This is a genomic window from uncultured Thiodictyon sp., from assembly GCF_903828115.1.
Taxonomy (GTDB): Bacteria; Pseudomonadota; Gammaproteobacteria; order Chromatiales; family Chromatiaceae; genus Thiodictyon.
Genome location: NZ_CAIKKU010000889.1, coordinates 1 through 6,218, shown reverse-complemented (window position 1 = coordinate 6,218; position 6,218 = coordinate 1). Strand labels below are relative to the sequence as shown.

The following is a 6,218-nucleotide window of genomic DNA, read 5'->3' as shown; positions in this document are numbered from 1 at the left end:
CGTTGTCGAATAATCCGACCACGATTACGACAACGACAACGACAACGACGCCCGGTCCGTGAGAACGTCCGGTAACTGTAGGGTACGCATCGCGTGCCCGGCTCCGGCGGTCGTGGCAGTTTGGCGGGTACGCGACGCGTACCCTACGAAATATGCGTGAAGACATCAGTTCTGATCGCACCCGCGGGCACAGGACGAAACGTTGCGGACGGGGGCGCGGTTATACTCCGCGCCAAGCCCGCGGCAAGGCACAGGTCCCCATGAACAAACACACCGACCCGGCCGATCTCGAGCTCTTCCGCACCGAGGTCCAGGACGCCCAACCGCTGGCGCCCCAAGACCCCGAGCCCTACCGCCGGCGCCCGCCCCCCATCCCGCGTCCGCGCCCGCCGACGCTGCCCGAGGACGGCGGCACCACCCTGTCCGAGTCCGAGGTCGAGACCCACGAATTCCTGCTCTTCACCCGCCCCGGGCTCCAGCAGCGTGTGCTGGCCGACCTGCGGCGCGGCGCCATCGAGGTCGGGCTGGAGGTCGACCTGCACGGTCTCACCGTCGAGGTCGCCCGCCGCGTCCTGGCCGAGTTCCTGACCGAGTGCGGTCACCGCCGGGTCCGCTGCGCCCGCATCATCCACGGCAAGGGCATCCGCTCGTCCGAGCGGCAACCGGTCTTGAAGCAAAAGGTCAACTACTGGCTGCGCCTGCACCTGGAGGTCCTGGCCTTCTGCTCCGCCACCCGCCGCGACGGCGGCACCGGCGCCGTCTATGTCCTGCTGCGCAATCCCCACAAGGGGCGGCGGCAGGGGCCTTGATCCTGGCCCCGGCCGTCGCGTGTCAACACTGGCCTAATAAAAAAATTCCATTAGGAAATAGTTGTTGTACCGTAATCGTTGTCGTTGTCGTTGTCGTTGTCGTTAATCTTAATCGAAGCCCCGTAGGATGGGCAGAGCCCGGCGCAGTCGTCGTCGCCAATCCGCACCGCGGCATCAAGCGAAAAAACGCCGTGTTCCGAACGCAGACTGTCCTTGGCGTCCGCGGCCTCCAAGCGCTCGCTGCGGGCGAACCACCGCAGCACCCGCCGACACGCCCGTGCCGCGATGGCCGCGAGCACCTCGGGGTCAGGGCGGCGGCGGGTCGCAACTGAATCTGACCGTTGGGGGCGCCCTCAAACACCCCGACGAGAACGCAGCAGTGGGAATGAACGTGGCGGATCAGTACCGCCCCGAACCGGTGCACGAAGCTCAACGACGAATGTCGCGGATTACGTCAGCCCCAGCTTACGCTGTGAAAAATCCTGATCCCATGGAATGCCGACGCTATCCGGTCTACTTCGCTACGGCACGGTGATCCGGTAACGCAACAACCGCACCTTTGGGTCGTCACCCGACATCACAACGGCGATGCCCACATCACCATTGCCGGCGCACGCTAAGGAGACAATGCGTTCGTTTTCAAATCGTTCCTCGAAAACTATAGCCCGCGAATCGATATCGACAACGCTCAACGCATCCCAAGACAGATAACCTCGGCCTTGACATCTACGCTGGAGAAAAAGGTAGCGCCCGGACGGCTCGACGCGCATCGCGTCAACCTCAACATTCGCTAACCAGAACGGCCCGCAGGCCTGGTCTTGCAGAACAAGTTCGTGCCGACCTGAGCGCGGTTCCAGCCGGTGCAAGCCCGCCGCGCCAAGCAGCTTGTGTTTTTCGGGAACAAAGAGGATAAAGTCCCGCTGTTTTTGGCGATAGATTGCCCCATGATAAAAGCGATAGCGCGAAACAGCCGTGCCGTCGGGGCGAGTCGCACTTCCCACGACTGCTGCGATGACCTCTCCCGTTGCCGGCGAGCGGGCGGCCAAATCGCTGGTGACAATCGCCTCTTCAGTGGCGCCAACCACATATACTGAATCATCAGTCAATTGATAGTGCCAGACAACCTCACCGGTGTCGTTCATACCAAGCAGCATCCGGCTGCCGGGACAGGTCCGCAGGTCGACTCTGGGGTTGGCAAGCAATACACGTCGAGGCAAGCTACTCCCCGCCGCGTTATACCGCCCGGCACCACCGCGGTCGCATTCACCGCTGGGTATGCGATGAACTTGGCTATCGTTCCAACGCAACCGGTTGTCGTGGTCGAAATACACTTGATTGACATTGACTCCAGGGCTCCATCTGTCCATCGCGATATCGACAATTTCCTCTCGAGAAATTTCGACCTTATCGGCGGCAAAAGCCTTTGGATTCACCGAAAGAACCCCGAAAATAAACAGCAGCAAGCAAAAAAAATACTCGCCGGCAACTAATCCGCAGGTTCCGCCAACAATCTTCCGGCAACTAGTTCTCATGGCTGAACTCAGGAAACCGAGCAAACGGTCGCGGGCGAGGCAGACCAAGGGTTCAGTGATCGATATGTCATTGGGACAATTCAGCATCAAGGTAAAGCCTCTTCAAACAAACCACGGGTGTAAGCGTGCGCGGTGGTGTCTCTTCGTCGACAGTCAGTCACATAGGCTGAAGCAATCCTCAGCAGCGGCAAAGAACTACCAGTACGCCGTCTGCCTTGTTGCCTGGTGTGCACGTACCAGGGCCTTAATCATCGTTCCGGCCACTTGGTTGAAGATTAGACCTGACAGGTCTGGCCGGAACGAGAATTAAGCCCGGTATCAGTGCAGTCGTACCTACCTCCCGATAACAGCGTACACGCTTGGTGACGGCGTGATTTACTCCCTATCCACTACCGGGGAGGGAGTGGACCCCCCGTCACCATCTTGCCCGGATTAAGGCGCGGATGTGCCTGTACCTTCCTAAGCACTCCGGTTCCTGATATCCAAGAACACGGAAGCCAGCAGTGACATCATCAACACAATCAGCCCCCACTCCGAAAGCGTTGGTACGCTAACTGGTTCTTCGATTGCAAGGTATACCACCCCACTAGCGGAGGAGGGGCTGCTCGATCCCGAACTATTCACTGCCGTCACCGTGCAGGCATAGCTGGTACCATTCGTTAAACCAGTCACAATAAGGGGTGACAGCCCCCCCGTCACGGAACCTGAGGCCCCCCCGTTGCTGGACGTACAGGTTGCCGTATAAGTTACTGCCGCTCCGCCCCCGCCCGCCACAAAGGCCACTGAGATTTGCCGATTTCCTCCCGTCACGCTCGTTATCGTCGGAGCACCAGGTGCCTGCGTCAACACCTTCACGGTTGCGTAGTCGGTGTTGCGGGTGCCAGGGTTGGCGACATCCTCAACCAGAATCATCACGCTTTGACGAGTACCCTCGGGGGTTCCTGCGGTGGGAGTGACGCTGACTGGTACGGTGACGCTTGCGCCTTCCGGCACCGTCACGTCCGCTGGCAGTTGTGCTGCCCAACCTAACTCAGAAACGAGGCTCAACCGGTACGTCGCCGCTATTGCGGAAGCATTCCTGATGGTTGCCTCCAGGCGGGCAGGCTTGCCAGCTTCGACCTCACTCTCGCCCGGTGACACAGTCACGCCGACTGGTTGGGGAGATACGGGTACCGAGATTTCACGGACAAAGGGCTTGCCGCCTGGGCTCAGGCCCGTCGCATGCACAATGAACGACTCTGACGGTGCAGTGAAACGAATCCGGAAATACCGGCTATCAGCGGTTTCGGGTACGATATCCGCGATAAGCCGGCCATCCCACGCGAGAAGCTTCACCCTATCCACCAGTGGACTTTGCGTGAAACGCAAGTCGGCGGTCACCGGATCACCTGCAACAGGCTGCCCGTCAAGCAGAACAAAATCCACATCCGGCGACGGCGTGGGGGCGTTGAGGTCGATCATGCGAAGCTGGTTCAGCGCTAAGTTTGAATTCCCATAGACCCGCACGGCATAGCTACCCGTCCCATTCAATGCGATTCGCCAGGTGCCGTCCTGAGGCTCCGAAAGGGTGTAGGCGACGACAGAGCCTAGCGACATCAGACGCAAATCCGTGTCCCCCGCAACAACGGCTGTTCCATCCGGGCGAGTAATACCGACGTTTGGCAAGGTTCCGGCATGGGTCATACTGACCATCACCGTGAGTGTCTCCAGGGTTTCGTCCACCGGCAATTCCAGATTCTTGGCTCCGGCCAAGGCGAAACGACGGCTCAACAAGGTGACGGCATCGGGAGCGTCCATTGCCATCAAGGTCGGGACGACCTCGTCGACCTCCGCTCGCTCGACTTGGAACAAAACGCCACCGGTTTCCTGGGTGATAGCGCGCAGTTGCGTCCGCGCTGAGGTAGAGGTCAGTGGGTCCGATGAAGCCACTGCTGCCTCGGCTGCGCGAAGACTCTGACGGGAGCCGGACTCATTTTCCGACACCCTCGACCAAGTACTGCCCTCCGCCACCGCGGTCGCACGCGAAGCCGCTTCGGCTTCGCAATCGCCGGTCAAAATCGCAGAAATCGCTACTCCTCTAAAACGCGCTTGATTTGCCACCTGGGGACCGAGGTACGCATCACCCGCTGATGCGTCAGTGGCCAGATACAGACTCCCACCCGCCAAGCTCACGTCCCCGCGAAAATCCGCGCTAAAATGATACAAGGATTGCAGCATGGCGAGATTCGATGACTCGGGGCAATCGCCTCCGCCGTCAGCCGATAATGAATCGAGTACTTCCTTGAACTGACTGACATCGCAAAATTCCCCGCGGTCATTCACGCTGTCCTTGAAGCTGACAAGCCCCAGCGTGGGCGCTTCCCCCTTGGCGACAAATCCATTTACCAAATCTTTCACATTCCGCTTCACCCCATCGATATCCTCATCCATGCTGCCCGTGTCGTCGATGACGAAGTATGCTTTCCGCTGCTTGTTCTTGAGCATGTTCATTAGATAATCGGCGGATTGCACGTCGCTATCTTTTCTGATTTGCGCTTCCACCAAGGCCAAATATTGGCCGGTCCACTCCACCGCACGGCGGCGCGCTTCAGGATACCGCGCCCCGTTAGAAACGCTGGCATTATCCTTATTCAGAACATCGTGACAACACCAGCCATCCTTAATGTCCCCGCATTCGCTTAAAGGCCAACGGGATAGGGAAAAAAAGCCGGAGGTGAGCTCATTTGATTTAAATCCGTCCTTGGAATCGCAGAAATAGGGGGACGTCTTGGGTATCGCAGAGTCAACCGCGAACGGAACATTAATCATGTTCATCGGATCGACACTTGCGTTTATTTCAACCGCATTGGAGTGCGCAAACACATCCTGCACGGTATGAACAGCGGCGCCCAAATCGTCAAGTGCGGCTCTGCGCTTGCAGCTTCGCAGCGACGCGACGACCGCGTCCCGTTTCGCTCTGAGTCGTTCCGAACCGTCGCCGAGTAGCCCATTATCGACATGGGCAGCCGAAACGAACAATTCGGCAGTGTCGGTATAGAAGCTTGAGTCCGCGACTTCATCGGCCGAGGTCTCGTCGAACCCTTTGCCCGACAAGACTTGGCGGGTAATCTCATCATGGATACCCGTCTTAAATGCCCAGGCGGACGATCCGAAACAAACCGACAAAACCAGCGCACTCAGCATGGTGAGCAAGTTGCGTTGGTGGGAATTGTTACTATTAACGGAGAGGAAGTTCAACCACCCGAAACCGGATCGCCGCCCGCGTCGGGTCGCATCGAGCGTCGGCAGGCCCAGTGCCTTCCGCAAGCCAGTCACGGGAAGCGGGGCGGCGGCGACTTGGCCGGAGCGCACCGCGCAGCCGCAGTGCTGGACGCCCTTGTTGTCAAAGTCCACCGCGTTGGCCAGGTTAGCGTTCTGCGGCCAGGTCCGTCCCGCCGTACCCTGGTCGTTGTGGTAGACCAAGTCCACACCACCCGCCCTGTCGTCGAGCAGCGCCGCCTGGGCCGCACCGCCGCCCGGCAGCAGCGCCCCCGCCAGCAGTCCCGCGCCCGTCATGGTCGTCTTCATCGCTTGCCTTCCGGATTATCGGTTGAATAAGGGGTTCAGCAACGCGGTGCCCGGGGGTTTCCTTGCGGCGCGGGCGACGCGTGCTGCCAACGGCGATAGTACCTTAGCGGGGGGGGGGGGGGAGAAGGACAAAAAACCTGAGCCGACCGGCGGTAGCAGCCCGGTGGGCAGGACGCGCAGCGGTTGCGCCAGAGCGACGGGCCAAGGCCCGTCTGTGGGGGTCAGGGATGGGCCCCGGCACAGCGCGACCGGAGAGGTCAGGCCGGCCCGTCGCTTGGTAACAATGCGGGTGGATAGGAAGACGGCGCCG

Annotated in this window: 4 protein-coding genes; 1 reads left to right on the top strand and 3 read right to left on the bottom strand. The window is 60.0% G+C overall.

The window, feature by feature from the left end:
* Nucleotides 1-260 precede the first annotated feature (260 nt).
* Nucleotides 261-809 carry a Smr/MutS family protein gene (locus tag QZY48_RS33695; RefSeq protein ID WP_295439016.1) on the top strand — a complete coding sequence of 183 codons (549 nt, stop codon included), beginning with the start codon at nucleotides 261-263 and terminating at the stop codon, nucleotides 807-809.
* Between the two features lie 50 nt (nucleotides 810-859).
* Here QZY48_RS33695 and QZY48_RS33690 read toward each other — a convergent pair whose 3' ends face one another.
* The 3 genes from QZY48_RS33690 to QZY48_RS33680 form a co-directional block, all read right to left on the bottom strand.
* Nucleotides 860-1,108: a hypothetical protein gene (locus QZY48_RS33690; RefSeq protein ID WP_295439014.1), complete on the bottom strand. Its 249-nt coding sequence runs from the start codon at nucleotides 1,106-1,108 to the stop codon at nucleotides 860-862.
* 222 nt (nucleotides 1,109-1,330) lie between these two features.
* Nucleotides 1,331-2,428 (bottom strand): hypothetical protein, encoded by a 1,098-nt coding sequence (locus tag QZY48_RS33685; RefSeq protein WP_295439012.1) that lies wholly within the window; start codon nucleotides 2,426-2,428, stop codon nucleotides 1,331-1,333.
* 372 nt (nucleotides 2,429-2,800) lie between these two features.
* Complete coding sequence (locus QZY48_RS33680; protein ID WP_295439009.1) at nucleotides 2,801-5,908, bottom strand: fibronectin type III domain-containing protein; 3,108 nt, start codon at nucleotides 5,906-5,908, stop codon at nucleotides 2,801-2,803.
* Nucleotides 5,909-6,218 lie beyond the last annotated feature (310 nt).